Here is a 16,746-nt window from a genome sequence, read left to right as displayed (position 1 = left end):
ATAATGTTCAAATAGAAAAAATGGAAGAACAGGTGTTCTCACATGAAAATATTCAAGGATAGAAGAGAAGCTCCAAGTAGATTTACACTCATGAGGTGCTCCTGTATTTCGTAGATGAAATATCATGGTAAGCCAGTTAATCCTATCTTGATTATCAGTGGGATGAGCCTGTTTTCTTGGGTTGTCTTGCTGTTACGATGGTATATGAACATTGCTAGAAAATGATCGCAAGACTAGCTAAATATAAAGAATAAAGGATGACAGATGAAACATTTCGGTCTTAAGAAACAGAAACGAACAAGTATTTTTTTCCGAAGAGCAATTTTTACAATTTTGATCATTGCGATCTATTTACTTGGTCGCCATATTTTACTTCCAGGATACAATGGCAATACAGGTTTTTCACAAATAACTGAGCAAAATCCCTTGGCCTATTTGTATTCCTTGGCAGGAGTAGATGTCTCTCAGATTTCCATGTTTTCTCTGGGATTAGGTCCATGGATTACGACGATGATTGTCTGGCAGGTCATCAACTTGAATAAAAGTTGGAATATCCAGTCCTGGTCATTGAAAAAAGCGGATTTTGTGCAAAAGATTCTCACTTTGATTTTTTCCGTGTTACAAGGGATAGCTGTTATGTACACGGCTCGTTCGGAAAATGGACGCTTTTTGCTTCTTGTAGATGATTGGATTTATAATATGGCTGTGCTAGCAACTGTTGTAGCAGGAAGCTTTGTTATTATCTGGTTGGCTGGTTTGAATGTTAGCAAGGGAGTAGGCGGGCAGACAATTATTATTATTTCAGGAATTCTGCTACAATTTGCTAACCAATTAGTGGTATTGATAGGACAATCTGTTTTTTCTAAAGAAGGATTAGCCTTTCTAGTAGGTGCGGCGATCTCATTTTTGCTCTTGGGCTATATCGCTGTGGTCTGCGAGAGAGCTGAAATTCGTTTGCCTCTAAATCGAGTCATGCTAAGTAGTCGTTACTACGGCAAATCTTACCTCCCTATCAAATTTCTTCCCTCTGGGGGAATGCCTATTATGTATGCCTCGAGTGTTATTATGTTGCTTCAGTTGGTATTAGACTGGTTTGGACATGGTTTTACAAAAAATTTTGGTAGTTTATTTGACTTTACAAAACCCCTAAGTTTAGCCTTTTACCTGCTTGCTATCTATCTTCTTGCAATTTTATTTGCCTATATCAACTTAGAACCAGAAGAAACAGCGAAACGTTTACAACGTCAAGGAGAATACCTAGATTATATCCAGCCTGGGAAAGCAACTTTAAAAGTTTTGAAACATTACATTTCCTTACAATCTAACGTAGGAGCACTCTACCTGATCGTTTTTATTGGTTTACCCTATTTCATTAATTTCTTCCTACCTCTTCCAAATTTGCTTTTGACTATACCAAGTACATTGATCATTTTAGTCAGTATGCTCTTGCCTTTGCATGAAGAAATACGTATCTTGAGAATTGGGACTTACTACCACAAAGAATTAGAATTTAAAGGAGAATAGAGGGATATGTTTTACTTTGTACCATCTTGGTATAGACAAGATCGGAAATGGTATTCTACCACCCTGCCTTTCTATTACGTGTCTAAAAATATGATGTTTGATGATGCGGTGAATTTGCTGCGAATGTTTCAGCAATCAGGAGAGGCAAATACCACTCTGATTTTGAACTATTCACCACATATTCGAACCTTTCTTTATCAGCAAAGAATATTGCCAGAAACTGTATGGAATCTATTTGATACCATACAAGGTCTGACGGATGTATCTGTACGTAAAATTCGTCTGGAAGATATTAAATGGCCTCAAGGAGTAGAATTCTTCTATACTCCTTTTATGATTGAGGTATATTTAAATCAAGAACACTATGCTAAAATTAACTTTTCACAAACAGGTAATTTCTTTGATATTACTTATTTTGAGGGTGGGCAGACAAATCATCAGCTAATTTTTGATGATCGTGGATTTGTTTCAAGTATCATCTATTTTGAAAATGATCAACCTTACTACCAAGATTATTTAAATTTACAAGGTATATGGCAGTTTAGGGAATTTTTGGGTACAGAAAATCATCAAGTACTTATCAACCCTGAGGCACAGGCTACATTTACAAAAGAAGTTTACCGAGATATCGAAGAATTGATCAATGAAAAACTAGATCAGTATTTAACTTCTTCGCTAACCAAGGATGATACGATTGTGATTTCGTCAGATGTGCAGCACAATCACTTTTTCCAAAAGATTAAGGAAAACCATCATGTTATCTTGTCTTTTTTTGGAGATCGCTATCCAATTACAAACCAGGAGCAGCTGCTAACGGATTTGACAGACACGCCGTTCTTCGTTGTTGATAGTTTAAATAAAATTGAAACGATAGCAGCTAATGTTGATCTAGAACAGTTGCCAGGATTTTATGAGATTCCGCCTTATGATACTCATCTAAACCTAGGACATAGTCAAAGAAAAAAAGAGTTAATTGTTTACGTCAATTACGACAATCTACCAGCAGATCAAATTCAATATGTGTTTACGACTTTGTTTGAAATGATGTTGAAAAATGAATGGATTGACTTGCTGGTTGGAACACAAAGTCAGGATTTTGGCCGAGAGGCCTATATAAAACAGGTACTAGAAAACTATCGAACTCTTAAGCCAGAATATGAACAAGAATTGATTTTTGTTGATAAAGAGAAGAGAGCGAGAGGTGAGAACCGAGTTCTTGATGATGAAGAGGAGATTGTTCGCGAACGGATTGATATTGAAACCATTCATAGCGACAGCGATTTGATTAAAGTTCTGAAGTACGTTCGTATTATACTAGATTTGGGAACTCCAGCTGATGTGTTGACTCAAATCGCTGGCATTAGTGGAGGGATCCCTCAGGTTAACTTGTATAGTTCTTCTTATGTGAAGCATGGAGAAAATGGTTGGATTCTAGATGATATTTCGGATTTTGAAGAGGCACTCTTATACTACCTCACAAACTTAGAACATTGGAATCAATCTCTAGTTCACTCAGTCAAGAAGATTGAACAGTATACAAGGGGTGAGATTGTCGATATGTGGAAAAATACCATAAAGGAATTAAAAGGAAATGAAAAAAATTAGTGTTTTGCAAATTGCTGATGAAAATTGGCAGGAGCAATATGAAATTCCTAGTAATATAAAATGGACATTTGTCAAACCAGAAGACATCGTCTCTTTATTGCCAGAAGATATCGGGATCTTAAATAGAGAAGTTGAGGCGGAAAACGGGAAAAAAAAGAAGAAAAAAGTAGACAGACCGTTTGATGTCGTGTTGGTAGATACTGCTGAATATTTAGAGTATGTCACTATCTTGGATCAGAAAATTCAGGTTTACCGTCTGTTCTATCATGAGCGTTGTCAAATCACTACAAAAACGCTGGAACGATTTCTTTTGCGTAAAAAAGCTGTGAAAACAAATTTTGAAAATCCAGAGCAGATGCTACATATATTTTCACGTGGTTTTTTCTCCAAGCAAAATGGAACGAAACTAAGTGTTAATCATCTAGTCGCTGCACCATCTTTTGAGGGGCAAGTCAGTTATGAAGGGACAAATTACCTTCGTTTGTGTGGCCGATACGGCGAGGATTATCAGACTATTGCGACCTATCAACATAATGTTTTTCTGAGTGGGGAAATGCCTTTAGATCTGTGGCCTGAGTTCAGGGTTTCAGAAGGTTGTTCAATCCGCTACGTTGTTAAAGGTTTTCCAGCTGGAAATTCTCCCATGCAAGAATGGATTTATGATGAAACGAGCTTTGACCGATCTCTGACGTTAGATGTAAATGATTCGTATTATTTGAGTATCAGCATTCAAGCAAAAGGACAAGGAATTGTAAAACTTGGTCCCTGCCACTATCGAGACTCCCATCTAGGCTATGGAGACTTGTTAGTCGGAGGAAAACGAATTAGCGATAAAAATAGAGAAGAACTGATTTATTTCTTCCATCCAGGAGATTTGAAACCACCGTTGAACATCTATTTTTCAGGGTACCGTCCCGCAGAGGGATTCGAGGGATACTGGATGATGAATAATTTGGAATCGCCATTCTTACTAGTAGGGGATCCGCGTTCAGAGGGGGGCGCTTTCTATCTTGGATCGGAGGAGCTGGAACAAAAACTTCTCCAAGTGGTTCATAACTGCTTAGATGAACTTGGTTTTACGAAGGAACAACTGACCTTGTCAGGTTTATCAATGGGGACTTTTGGCGCCCTTTACTATAGTTCTAAGTTGGAACCTCATGCCGTCATTGTCGGAAAACCTCTTGTCAACTTAGGAGATATGGCAGAAAATGAGTCAACTATTCGTCCGGGAGGATTTCCAACGTCACTGGATTTGGTGTACCGCACAATAGGAGAATTATCAAGTGAAGCTACAGCTCAGCTTAACGAACGTTTCTGGACGGCTTTTGAGTCAGCTGATTTCTCAAGAACAAAATTCATTATCTCCTTTATGTATCAAGATGACTATGATATGTCGGCCTATCCCGATATGCTGGATGAGTTAGGACAGCGAGATTACCGCGTCAGCGTTATCAGTAAGGGGTTGACTGGACGACACAACGATGATACACAAGGTATTGTTGAATGGTTCTTTAATCAATATAAAACGCTATTAATGAATAGTTTTGAAAGGGAGTTTAAATCGTGAGATACAAGGAAGAAGTCTATTTTGCTTATTGGGATATCCAAAGCGTATCTCAGTATCTATACGGTTCATCTGTCAGACTGTTAGACGGTGGTCATGTTTTGTATGAAAACCAGTTCATGCCTTCGGGGACAGTTATTCATGAATGGCACTCACGGGCAAACTATCAGGCTTTACGCAATACGAGTCAGCTTCCTGAATTGAAACGTGGGCAAAACTATATCTTTGGCAGTCATATAGAAACCATCCCAGAAAATTCAACATACTTAAAAGTTGAATTTATGGATGCTCGAGATGAAGAAATTTCGAATCAAATCATTAAACAGGGAGAGAGAGTGAGCATATGCGTTCCAGATAGTACACAATATTACAAGGTGCAGTTAGTCAGCTCGGGTTGTCATCGCTTCCTGTTTGAAGGGATTTATGTTGCTGAGGAGCAGTTAGCGGATTATACAGTGGATCGCTACTGGATATCTGATTTACTTCATCAGGATTCCGAGAAAGAAACGATGTATGTTTGCTTTACTGAACCCGAACTCAATCGAACAGGTTTTATCCCAGAACATGTTCGTGAACATTTCTCAAATGTATTGATTGTTAATTCGTCTTATAGGGAAGCACTCCTATACATGGAGGAACGTTTTTACGAAACCTTGCTTGAAACGATTGAAGAATTAGCGCAAGAGCATCTTTTTGAAAAAGTGGCTTTTGTTGGTTACGGAGCGATTTCTAATATTGCGGCCCTGCATTATTCCAAACAATTTGGAAATTCATACGCTCTTGTGACGGATGAGTTTTTAAGTGAACTAGATTATCAACGCTTGCTGGAACGTTATCGTAATCGAGTAAATCCGCCTATTTTTAAAGAATTATTGCTGCAGCAATTTAATCCGACAAAAGTTAAGGAATATGCGAACTTGAAGACTAGACCACGTGAACTAGCAAACATTGAAAATTTATTAGATAAGTCATTTTTACTTCAAGCGATTGACTTGGAGAAGATTGAAGAGTGGATGAGAAAAAATGAAAACTAAACGATTCAATTTGACCAACTCCTATAAACTAATGCGTTACAAAAAGATTTTGGAGAAGGTTAATAAACTATCTGATAGTTATGCAGCTATGTCAAATGAGAAACTGCAAGCTCAGACAAAATGGTTTAAAGAACGCCTTTCTGGAGGAGAAAGCTTGCAGTCCATTTTGCCAGAAGCGTATGCAACCATTCGTGAGGCGGCCAAGCGTGTATTAGGATTATATCCTTATGATGTTCAGGTTTTAGGAGCCTTGGTTATGCAAGACAATCAGATTGCAGAAATGAGAACAGGGGAAGGAAAAACCTTGACAGCTATCCTTCCTTTATACCTAAATGCCTTGACGGAAAAAAGTACGATCTTAGTCACGGCCAATGAATATTTGGCAGCGCGTGATGCTAAACAAATGGCACCCGTTTTTCGATTTTTAGGAATGACAGTTGGGGTTGGTGTCTCGGACGATCCGACAAAAAAACTTAAAATTCCTCAAAAACAACAAATCTATAAGAATGATATTGTCTACACAACACATAGTGCGTTAGGGTTTGATTACCTAGAAGAAAACTTGGCGACATCTCAATCAAAGAAGTTTTTGCCAAAATTTTATTTTTGTTTGGTCGATGAAGTAGATGCAGCCTTGCTAGATAGTGCGCAGATGCCTCTAATCATTTCAGGTTCTCCTCGGGTTCAATCCAACCTCTTTCTCTCGTGTGATGAGTTTGTAAAAACTCTAAAAGAAGGGGAAGATTTTAATTTAGACTCTACTCGGACGTCTGTATGGTTGACGAGAAAAGGAGTAAAGGAAGCAGAGGTTTATTTCCGCGTTCAGAATGCCTATGATCCAGATAATTACCAGCTCATTCGCCAAATTAACCTAGCTTTGAGAGCTAACCACTTATTTGAAAAAGATCGTCAGTACACAGTGGATAATGGCGAAGTTAAACTAATGGATGAGGCGACAGGACGTCTCTTGGAAGGAAATAAACTCCAATCAGGACTACACCAAGCACTAGAAGCCAGAGAACGTGTGAAAATCACATTGGAAACACGTTCGATGGCCTCTATTACCTATCAAAATTTATTTAGAATGTTTCCAAAATTAGCAGGAATGACGGGTACTGGTAAGGTTTGTGAGGATGAGTTCAGAGACGTTTACGACTTGGGAGTCGTAGTTGTTCCTACACGAAAACCCAATTTACGAATTGATTATCCAGATGAAATCTATCTCACGATTCCTCAAAAATTATATGCTTCATTGGAGTATATCAAAAAATTACATAAAAAAGGTCAGCCAGTTTTAATTGCGACAGGATCAGTTGGAATGTCTGAGATTTATTCTATGCTCTTACTCCAAGAGGGAATCGCCCATAATGTGTTGAACGCCCATAATGCAGCGAAAGAGGCTGAGATGATCGCCCTGGCTGGTAGACGTTCTGCAGTGACGGTAGCAACATCAATGGCAGGTCGTGGAACAGATATTATCTTGGAAGAAGGGGTTGCTGAGTTGGGTGGACTTGCTGTTGTTGGAACAGAGAGAATGTCCAGTGAGCGAGTGGATTTGCAGCTTCGCGGTCGTGCCGGACGACAAGGCGCTCCAGGGTTGAGCAAATTCTTTATTTCTCTTGAGGATGATCTTATTTCCAAGTCTGGTAGCAAATGGATTAGTGAGTACTATCACAAAGAAATTGCAAAACCAGAGGAAAAACAAAAGATTCATTTGACCTCTCGTCGTATTAGACATGCGGTTGAAGAGGCTCAGAAGAATAGTGATAACGCGTCAGCGGCTTCCAGACGTTCAACGGAACGATATGATGAAAGTATCCGTATTCAGCGACAGATTATCTACAATAAGCGTAATAAGCTCATCTCTCATCCAGACTTTGATTTGACTTATTTCTTGTCTATCCTATCGGATGCAGTGGATATTTATACAAGTAAAACACCGTTTAAAGAGCGGGCGGATTTATTTCGCTTTGTTTTGGATAACATTAGTTATTACTGCGAGGATATTCCAGATGATCTAGATGTCACGGATTTACGGCAAGTTAAAAAGTTTTTATCTGACCTCCTTGTTTCAGAATACCAGCAGAAAAAAGATAAAATCAAGGATTCAGAGTTGTTCAATCAATTTCAACGAACTGTCGTTTTGAGAGCGATAGATGACTGTTGGGTTGAGCAAGTTGACTATTTACAGCAATTTCAAGGTTTGGTGTCTAGTCAAGGGTATGCCCAAAAAAATCCTGTCTTTGAGTTTCATAAAGAAGCTTTTAAATCATACAAAAGAATGAATGCAGATATAAATCTAAACATTATAAAAAACATGGCATTGAGTTACATTAATATTAAGCCTTCTGGGAAGTTAGAAGTTTTCTTTGGCTAATACTTTGACAGATTCTGTTGTAGACTTTATAATGATGATATAACTGTATTTTTGGAGAAAATCATATTATGAGCAAAAATAATAACGAAGAGCTAAAGGGATTTAAACGTTTGATATCAAAGTTTAAGCAAAAGGGTAGGGAAGATAGTGATTACCGTAGCCTGGATGCAACTAAATCAAAGCCCGTCAGTCGAAAACTCAAAGAGCAAAAGGAAATTATTCTGAGTGCTAGTGAAGATCTTGAGTTACCAACAGAATCAGTTTCTGTCATGGAAGCCTTAGAAGACTTTCAGGAAAGGAACAGTTTGGGAGTGGCTGACTTGATAAGGAATGTTAGTCAGAGCTTGTCAACTAGCGCTTTAGCTTCCCTCAGCCTTTCTGTCGCAGATTCGTACAGTGAGTCGTTTAGCCAGAGTATATCAGCAAAAGGATTCTCGCTTCGAGAGTCCATGTCTGAGAACTACTCATTAGTGGTCTCTTCTTCAGAATCTGAATTTGAGTCCCTTTCCTTGGTTGATAGCCTCTCTGTTTCTGAGCATTTGACAGGGGAGTCCCTTTGTCAGGATACGGATGCATTCTCTTTGAGTGAAAGTATTGCATACTCCGAGTCCCTTTCTTATGATCAAAATCCTAGTGTCTCCGAGTCCCTTTCCTTGAGTGAATCGGAACAAGCGAGTCAGAGTGTCTCCGAGTCTGAGTTCTATAGCCTGAGTCAGAGTGAGTGGGAATCTATATCCGAATCCCAAAGTCACTCAGAATCAGAGTGGTCGAGTTCTTCCGAATCAGAACAAGCAAGTCAGAGTATTTCCGAGTCAGAGTTCTATAGCTTAAGTCAGAGTGAGTGGGAATCCATATCCGAATCCCAAAGTCACTCAGAATCAGAGTGGTCGAGTTCTTCCGAATCGGAACAAGCGAGTCAGAGTGTCTCCGAGTCTGAGTTCTATAGCCTGAGTCAGAGTGAGTGGGAATCGATTTCCGAATCCCAAAGCTCTTCAGAATCAGAGTGGTGGAGTTATTCCGAATCAGAACAAGCGAGTCAGAATGTCTCAGAGTCGGAGTTCTATAGCCTGAGCCAGAGTGAATGGGAATCCATATCTGAATCCCAAAGTCACTCAGAATCAGAGTGGTGGAGCTCTTCCGAATCAGAGCAAGCGAGCCAGAGTGTTTCCGAGTCCGAGTTCGATAGCCTAAGCCAGAGTGAGTGGGAATCGATTTCTGAATCTCAAAGCCACTCAGAATCAGAGTGGTGGAGTTCTTCCGAATCGGAACAAGCGAGTCAGAGTGTTTCCGAGTCTGAGTTCTATAGCCTAAGCCAGAGCGAGTGGGAATCCATATCCGAATCCCAAAGCCACTCAGAATCAGAGTGGTGGAGCTATTCCGAGTCCGAGTTCTATAGCCTGAGCCAGAGTGAGTGGGAATCCGTTTCGGAATCTCAAAGCCACTCAGAATCAGAGTGGTGGATCTATTCCGAATCAGAACAAGCAAGTCAGAGTGTCTCTGAGTCCGAGTTCTATAGCCTGAGTCAGAGTGAGTGGGAATCCATATCCGAATCCCAAAGCTCTTCAGAATCAGAGTGGTGGAGCTATTCCGAATCGGAACAAGCGAGTCAGAGTATCTCTGAGTCCGAGTTCTATAGCTTGAGTCAGAGTGAATGGGAATCCATATCCGAATCCCAAAGCTCTTCAGAATCAGAGTGGTGGAGTTTTTCCGAATCGGAGCAAGCAAGTCAGAGTGTCTCCGAGTCTGAGTTTTATAGCTTGAGTCAGAGTGAATGGGAATCGATTTCCGAATCTCAAAGTCACTCAGAATCAGAGTGGTGGAGCTATTCCGAATCAGAACAAGCAAGTCAGAGTGTTTCCGAGTCTGAGTTCTATAGCCTAAGCCAGAGCGAATGGGAATCGATTTCCGAATCTCATTCCTTGAGTGAGATGATTTCTCATCTACTTTCTGAGTCCGAATCCTTAAGTCAAAGTCAACAAATATCTGAATCTTTAAGTCAAAGTCAGAGTGTAGCTGATTCGGTGAGTTTCAGGAAAGCATCCCTATCTCAATCCTATAGTATGTTAGAATCAGAATTTGGTTCCTATAGACAGAGTGTGGCGGAGACAGAAGTATTCGCGCATGACTTGCATGTTTCGGAACGTCTGTATAAGAGCCTCTCTGAACTGGATATGAGCCCTCTAACTCACCAGCAAAAAGTGCAAGAAGTGATGACACCTGAAATTTCTGAAGAAGAATTGTCTCAAGCACATATTGCTGAGGAGCAACAGGAGCTTGAAAATAGAGAAGAATCAATAAAGAATGTAGATTTGCAAGACTCTCTGAAACACCTGTCTCACTATTCAGAATCAAATGGAACAAATTTAAGGATGACGGAACGCCAACTCTATCACCTACTCAGACCAGGTTCGCAGCCCCTAGCACGTGACTTAAGAAATGTTGCAAGTGAATTGTCTGGTTTGGCTGCTATTACTCAAAAAAGGGAAGATGAGAAATCCTTCTAAACAGAACTTGCAATCATTAAATAGAAATAATAAAAATCAAAAGGAGCCACTATGATTAGAAATATGATGTCAAATAGTAACAAAGGTTTGGGTACTACAGATGTATTACCAGTTGACCAGTCTCGGATAGAAGTTCTGAATGGAACAGTTGACTACAAAAATGTACCTTTAGGATCTTATGATATCCTAGGGAGATTTGCTTCAGTAGGTCAGAGAGATTATACGGAAGAGCTGAATTTAATTCAATCAATGGGTTTCAATGCCTATAGAATCTCGATCTCTTGGGCACGCATCTTTCCAAATGGTGAAGAGTTGCAGCCGAGTGAAGAGGGATTGAAATATTATGAAGCAATCATCGATGACGTATTAGAAAAAGATATCGAACCGATTGTGACCTTGAGTCACTTTGACCTTCCGCTGAATTTATACGAAAAATATGGAGCTTGGAAAAGCCGCAAGATGATCGAACTCTTTGAGCGTTACGCAGAAGCTGTCTTTCAGTACTTTAAGGACAAAGTGAAGTATTGGATTACCTTCAATGAGTTCAACGTTTTGCACCATTTGCCGTTTCTTGGTGGAGGATTGTCTTTTGGAGCAGATGACAATCAAGAACAGGTGATTTGGCAAGCAGCTCATTATCAATTAGTTGCTTCTGCACGTGCAATCAAGCTCGGAAAAACAATCAACCCAGAGTTTCAGTTTGGTGGGATGATGGTTGTTAGTAAAAACTACAGTCAGCAAACTGAAAATGCTATTGATGTAATGGAAGCAGAAGTCAAAGATAGGGAAAATTATTTGTTTACAGACGTGCAAGTGCGTGGATACTACCCAAATCACTTTTTGCGTCGTTTAGAACGTGATCAAATCGCCTTGGATATTGAAAACGACGACCTCTTTGTCCTAAGAGATGGGAAAATTGACTTTGTCAGCTTCAGTTATTATGCATCAAGCAATTCCCAAGAAGTTTTTATCAACAAATATGCAAGTAATGGCCAAAATCAAAATCGCATAGATTCTGTGGGACTTCGTCTCGTGATGAACAATCTTTACGATCGTTACCAAAAACCACTCTTCGTCGTGGAAGATGATGTGGTCTTGGATGATTCAAATAGCGTAGCAACTGAAGAATTGAAAACAAACATCCAAGAGATCGTGAAAACAGTTGAGTATGATGGTGTGGAATTGCTTGGCTATACACCGCTTACTTGGACGGAACTAAATTTTTAAAATAGGAAGTAATAACTGAATTTCTTCTACCCTAGAAGTAGTGTTCGTATTTTTACTTTTGAAAATGTCTGATCTATCAATCAGACATTTTTTTAGAAATAGATGGACTTTAAGCTAAGTTCGGGTTTTGCTTGATAGCAGCTTAGGATATTTTCCTTGTTTGGAGCTTAGAAAAGAATAGCAATTTGCGCTATTTTATGCTACAATGGGGAGTAGTGGTGTAAATCAGAATAAGTAAGGAATAGAGGGAGCAAAATGAGACTGAAGAAAACATTGTTCGGTAACTACCGTGCTAAGGAAGTCGAAGATTGTATCGAAGCATTAGAGGAAGGATTCGATCGTGAAATTCAAAAGAAGAATGAAAAAATCGAATCTCTACGTAAAAAAATCGACTCTATGAAGAATCAAGAAAAAGAGATCGGTGAAGCAGTCATTTATGCCAAATCTCTTGTCATTGAAGCTCATGATAGGGCCGAAAAAGAAGCTAAAGAAGTGTTAGAAAAGGCACAAAAAGACTACTTGGATACGAGAGAATCTATTCTCGAAGAAATCGATACTCTGACCAAAAAACGGGCAGAGGCTGAGAGATTGTATAATTTACAAAAAGAAAAAATTAAAAATATTATCAGTCGAATTGATGATTTTCTAGAACTGGACGATATCGATGGTAAACCAAAAGATATCAAAAAAATTCAAGAATTGCGTAAAGAACTTGATAGACCAGAAGAAGTTGCTAAGGAGAAAGAAGAGGAGGTGCCTGAGAGAGAGAAAGTCCATCTCGAACAACCCCTTGCAAAAACAGGAACAGATAGTACCATCTCTGTCAGCTACATCACTTCACGTCGCGCAAAACCTAAAAAGAAAGACGAAGATAAGTTAGATGATGATAAGGGCAAGAGAATCAAACGTCTTTCAAGAATTAAACGAGATAACTTTTTGTAAGAGGATAATCAAATATGACAATTTATAACATCAATTTGGGGATTGGCTGGGCGAGTAGCGGTGTAGAATATGCGCAGATCTACCGTGCAAAATTGCTTCGTAGTGTGGGCTTAGAAGCGAAGTTCATCTTTATGGATTTTATATCTGCTGATAACATTGAACATTTGACAAAGAATATTGGCTTTGAAGATTCTGAGGTTATCTGGCTTTATCAGCATTTTACAGATGTCAAAATTGCACCGACGACCTATACGTTAGCGCAGGTCTTAGCGAGTTTCGATAAAGAGCCTCTCGAAATTATCCGCGACACCGATATGAAGACGATTCGACTAGTATTTGGTGATGGTGATTTTGTAACTTGTTATGCCTGTGATATGGATAAAGAGTTGATTGAACGCGCCGAAATTGTTTCGCGTGGTTGTTTGATTCAAAAAGAGTACTACACTTATACAAAGAATTTTGTTGAGTATTTTAGTCCGATGAATGGTCATGCGCAATTATATCAACGTACCTGGCTCAATGAAGATGGTAGTGTGGCCTATGAAGAAATCATCAATGAAGTCGATGGTAGACAGGAAACGCAAGTCTATCGTTTCCCAAATCATGTTTTCTATTCTAAGCAAGAGTTTGTCGCGCATTTTATGAGAAGTCTAGCTTTGACGGACAAAGATTTGTTGATCTTAGACCGAGAGACAGATATTGGTCAAGCTATCTTTGCTAATAAGGGCGATGCAAAGCTAGTCGTAATCGTTCATGCAGACCACTTTAGTGAAAATCCTGCTGAGAAAGACTATATTTTGTGGAATAACTATTATGAGTATCAGTTTGAACATGCCGAAGAAGTGGACTATATCATCAACTCGACCGATGCGCAAACGAACCTACTCAAAGAACAATTCGCTCAATATACAACCATCAAACCAAAGGAAATCTTGACTATTCCAGTGGGAAGTCTGGATCAATTGCGTCATCCAGAAGGCGAGCGCAAGCCGTTTGGATTGATTACAGCTTCGCGCCTAGCCAGTGAAAAGCATATCGATTGGTTGATTCACTCCGTAGCGAAGGCGCATGAGCAATTACCTGAAATCACTTTTGATATCTATGGTACGGGTGGCGAAAGAGCCATGTTGGAGCAGTTAATTCATGAGTTAAATGCAGAAGACTATATCCGTCTGATGGGGCATCACCACATGGCAGATGTGTATCGAAATTACTCTGCTTACCTGTCTGCCTCCACAAGTGAAGGGTTTGGTTTGACCTTGTTAGAGGCGGTTGGCTCTGGTCTGCCAATTATTGGTTTTGATGTACGTTATGGAAATCCAACCTTTATCCGTGATGGGGAAAATGGCTACTTGATTCCTGAGGCGCGTCCAGATGATCTGGATGCAATGACAACGGAATACGCAGAAAAGATTGTCCAGCTATTTACTCAACATTCCCAAGAAGATCTATCCCGTGTATCCTACGAGGTGGCAGAACCATATCTTGATGAACATATTGCCCAGCGTTGGTATGATCTTGTTCAATCTGCACAGCATCAGTAGGGATTCGAAAAGAAAGGCATAAACACTATGATTTGTTTATTTGAACGCTATGATCAAGCGAGTTTTGATTTACTACGTTCACTTAAGGCAGCTGGACTAGACTGCCCTGTTGTCGTGATCCGAGACGATGGTTACCTCGCACCTGATGTCGAGTCGCCTTACAGTTACTTTACTGGAGATGTGGCTTCAGAGGACGATCTACCTCTTTATTTTAACCTTGTTCCGAAACCTCATTTGTGGGAAATTCGCTCGAGCAATGTTAATGGTGAAATCTTGGATATGGGTAAGAAACGTGCCAATATCTTTTACCGTCAACCGACACACGAACGTCGCGTGCGTGCAGTCGAGTGGTTGGATGATCAAGGTCGTGTACGCGCTGCTGACATTTACAATCGCAAGGGACGTCTCTTTGCACAGATTACCTATGATGATGCTCAGCGTCCAACTCATACACGTTACTTTAATCAAGATAACGTGACGGTGATTATGGAAAATCATCTAACAGAGGATATTGTCCTAACTCTTGATGGAAAACGCCATATTTTCAATTCTAAGCAAGAATTTGTAATCTTTTACTTGCGATATCGTGGATATGATACAGATCGCATTATCTACAATTCTCTAGCAACACCATTTTTAGTAGCCGTTGGTCTGACTCCGAAAGAAGGACGAGCAGAGGATATTCTTTTCTGGCAGGAGCCAATTGGAGAGGAGTTGCCGGGTAACATGAAAGCGGCGATGCAGTTGCCTCATCGAAACATCCGTATCGCAGTACAGGATAAACAAGTTTATGATAAAATCCTCAAGCTTGCGACACCAAAAGAGAAGAGTTACTTCCGCAATGTCGGTTATCTCTATCAATACCATCGCCTCAATAATATGAATCCAGAAGCTTTGATTCTGACGAATAGTGACCAAATCGAGCAAATTGAACCACTTTTGACTCAATTACCAAATGTTCATTTCCATATTGGAGCGATCACTGAGATGTCAAGTCGTTTAATGGAATTAAATCGCTATCCGAATATTTCCCTCTACCCTAATATTCGTCCAGCTAAGGTGAATGAGCTCTTTGCTCGCTGCGACTTGTATCTGGATATCAATATCAGTGATGAAATTCTCAATGGTAGTCGAACAGCTTTTGAGAATAATATGCTGATTCTCAGTTTTGAGACGACTTGTCACAATCATCGTTTCGTTGCAGAAAGTCATATTTATCCGGTGGAAAATGTATCAGCCATGGTAGGTAAGATTCAGGGAGTTCTCTCTCTTCCGTCTGAAATGGAGGCTGCTCTTGCTAAGCAAAAACAGGCGGCGAATCAGGCTGATCTGGAAGCCTACAAGGCAATTTTATAAGCTAATAAGACAAGGGCTTGCTTTCGATGAAAGCAAGTTCCTTTCTATCAACAGAAAAGGAGGAGCACATGTCTAACAAGGACAATAGCATTTTACAAGAACATATACGAGAACAGCTAGATAATCGAAAGAAACCCCTAAAAAGGGAGAAGCAAGATTTTAGCATGATTGCCGTGCTGGGCGGAGTTCTCTTTCTCGTAACTCTTTTGGTCACACTACTCATGCAGTTGGGACGCTTTTTTTAGGAACTTTTCTGGATGGAGATGGTCTCTAGAAAAGATGAACCTTGATGATTTGCTCGTCAAGGTTTTTTTGTTTCTGTCTAAGTGAACTAGTGTGAAAGGGTGGGGGAAGGAAGAGATTTCGAAAGATAATAAAACGTTTTCAATTATTTGATCCTTGAAAGCGAATTTTAGGTAAAAATTAGGTGTTTTTATTTGTCATTTCGAGTATAATTGCTTGAAAAGGAGGAGCTGTTTTGATAGAATGATAAATGGTATATACTAAATAAAAACGACTGGTATATTCCAGATGGAATCTGCTTTTTCTGAGTCAAAGGGATAAAAACTGAGACTGACTGCGGTTTGATTGTCTCTGGTTTTGAGAGGGTAGCGCAACTACGCTTTGTTAATGATCATGAGGTTAACAAAGGGTCGCATTTTGATGAAAAGAAAGGAAACAAATGTTTCGAAGTAAAAAGTTTAACAAAGATTTCGAGATCGTAGATGAGAAAAAGCGTTATAAGCTTTACAAGTCGGGTAAAAACTGGGTAAAAGCCTCAAACTCTCAATTGGATCTCTTCCGTATCGGTGGTATGGGCGAAGTTGTCTCTAGTACCCTGTCAGACACTGAAGAACTTGATCACGCACACCTTAGTTTTAACACGCTAGCGGGTATAGGGGGAATCCTGGCCGCGGGGGCTGCAGGATTTGTGGTGACTCAAGAGCAAACTGTTTATGCGGATGAAACATCTAACTATACAGAAAAGGATAAAACAGTCATTGCTGCTGAACCGAAAGCAGCTGAAACAACTGAAACAAGTACTAACTCAATCATCGCTCAAGCGCAA

Annotated in this window: 12 protein-coding genes; all 12 read left to right on the top strand. The window is 39.8% G+C overall.

What is annotated here, in order from left to right; translation table 11 throughout:
- Positions 1–264 precede the first annotated feature (264 nt).
- Positions 265–1,524, top strand: a complete 1,260-nt coding sequence (locus tag D8854_RS08895; RefSeq protein WP_000680146.1) for a preprotein translocase subunit SecY — start codon at positions 265–267, stop codon at positions 1,522–1,524.
- A gap of 6 nt (positions 1,525–1,530) precedes the next feature.
- Entirely contained in the window at positions 1,531–3,129 is a 1,599-nt protein-coding gene (asp1, locus tag D8854_RS08890; RefSeq protein WP_125399039.1) for an accessory Sec system protein Asp1, read from the top strand.
- The gene (gene asp2 / locus D8854_RS08885; RefSeq protein ID WP_000724330.1) at positions 3,116–4,696 is read left to right on the top strand and encodes an accessory Sec system protein Asp2; all 1,581 of its coding nucleotides are present in this window, start codon (positions 3,116–3,118) and stop codon (positions 4,694–4,696) included. The genes asp1 and asp2 overlap by 14 nt, the downstream gene beginning before the upstream one ends.
- Complete coding sequence (gene asp3 / locus D8854_RS08880; RefSeq protein WP_001269549.1) at positions 4,693–5,727, top strand: accessory Sec system protein Asp3; 1,035 nt, start codon at positions 4,693–4,695, stop codon at positions 5,725–5,727. Before asp2 ends, asp3 begins: the two co-directional genes overlap by 4 nt.
- Positions 5,717–8,104 carry an accessory Sec system translocase SecA2 gene (secA2, locus tag D8854_RS08875; RefSeq protein WP_000851050.1) on the top strand — a complete coding sequence of 796 codons (2,388 nt, stop codon included), beginning with the start codon at positions 5,717–5,719 and terminating at the stop codon, positions 8,102–8,104. The genes asp3 and secA2 overlap by 11 nt, the downstream gene beginning before the upstream one ends.
- Positions 8,105–8,172: 68 nt before the next feature.
- A complete protein-coding gene (locus D8854_RS08870) occupies positions 8,173–10,608 on the top strand; it encodes a hypothetical protein (protein ID WP_125450559.1) in 2,436 nt (811 codons plus the stop codon).
- Positions 10,609–10,659: 51 nt separating this feature from the next.
- Positions 10,660–11,835: a family 1 glycosylhydrolase gene (locus D8854_RS08865; protein WP_000620805.1), complete on the top strand. Its 1,176-nt coding sequence runs from the start codon at positions 10,660–10,662 to the stop codon at positions 11,833–11,835.
- A 255-nt stretch (positions 11,836–12,090) separates the two neighbouring features.
- A complete protein-coding gene (locus D8854_RS08860) occupies positions 12,091–12,777 on the top strand; it encodes a hypothetical protein (RefSeq protein ID WP_038805689.1) in 687 nt (228 codons plus the stop codon).
- A gap of 14 nt (positions 12,778–12,791) precedes the next feature.
- Positions 12,792–14,321: an accessory Sec system glycosyltransferase GtfA gene (gene gtfA, locus D8854_RS08855; protein WP_000158470.1), complete on the top strand. Its 1,530-nt coding sequence runs from the start codon at positions 12,792–12,794 to the stop codon at positions 14,319–14,321.
- A gap of 27 nt (positions 14,322–14,348) precedes the next feature.
- Positions 14,349–15,677, top strand: coding sequence for an accessory Sec system glycosylation chaperone GtfB (gene gtfB / locus D8854_RS08850; protein ID WP_000562905.1), 1,329 nt, complete (start codon positions 14,349–14,351; stop codon positions 15,675–15,677).
- 68 nt (positions 15,678–15,745) lie between these two features.
- On the top strand, positions 15,746–15,922 hold the full coding sequence (locus D8854_RS08845; RefSeq protein WP_000066117.1) for a hypothetical protein: 177 nt from the start codon (positions 15,746–15,748) through the stop codon (positions 15,920–15,922).
- Positions 15,923–16,359: 437 nt separating this feature from the next.
- The coding region (locus D8854_RS08840; protein ID WP_185768081.1) for a KxYKxGKxW signal peptide domain-containing protein at positions 16,360–16,746 on the top strand (387 nt) is incomplete at its 3' end.

This window comes from Streptococcus mitis, from assembly GCF_003943905.1.
Lineage (GTDB): Bacteria > Bacillota > Bacilli > Lactobacillales > Streptococcaceae > Streptococcus > Streptococcus mitis_BC.
This window is presented reverse-complemented; position numbering and strand designations above follow the sequence as displayed.

Coding starts and splice junctions, on each gene's coding strand:
- D8854_RS08895 (WP_000680146.1), top strand. CDS start 265: ATGAAACATTTCGGTCTTAAGAAACAGAAACGAACAAGTATTTTTTTC.
- asp1 (WP_125399039.1), top strand. CDS start 1,531: ATGTTTTACTTTGTACCATCTTGGTATAGACAAGATCGGAAATGGTAT.
- asp2 (WP_000724330.1), top strand. CDS start 3,116: ATGAAAAAAATTAGTGTTTTGCAAATTGCTGATGAAAATTGGCAGGAG.
- secA2 (WP_000851050.1), top strand. CDS start 5,717: ATGAAAACTAAACGATTCAATTTGACCAACTCCTATAAACTAATGCGT.
- D8854_RS08870 (WP_125450559.1), top strand. CDS start 8,173: ATGAGCAAAAATAATAACGAAGAGCTAAAGGGATTTAAACGTTTGATA.
- D8854_RS08865 (WP_000620805.1), top strand. CDS start 10,660: ATGATTAGAAATATGATGTCAAATAGTAACAAAGGTTTGGGTACTACA.
- D8854_RS08860 (WP_038805689.1), top strand. CDS start 12,091: ATGAGACTGAAGAAAACATTGTTCGGTAACTACCGTGCTAAGGAAGTC.
- gtfA (WP_000158470.1), top strand. CDS start 12,792: ATGACAATTTATAACATCAATTTGGGGATTGGCTGGGCGAGTAGCGGT.
- gtfB (WP_000562905.1), top strand. CDS start 14,349: ATGATTTGTTTATTTGAACGCTATGATCAAGCGAGTTTTGATTTACTA.
- D8854_RS08845 (WP_000066117.1), top strand. CDS start 15,746: ATGTCTAACAAGGACAATAGCATTTTACAAGAACATATACGAGAACAG.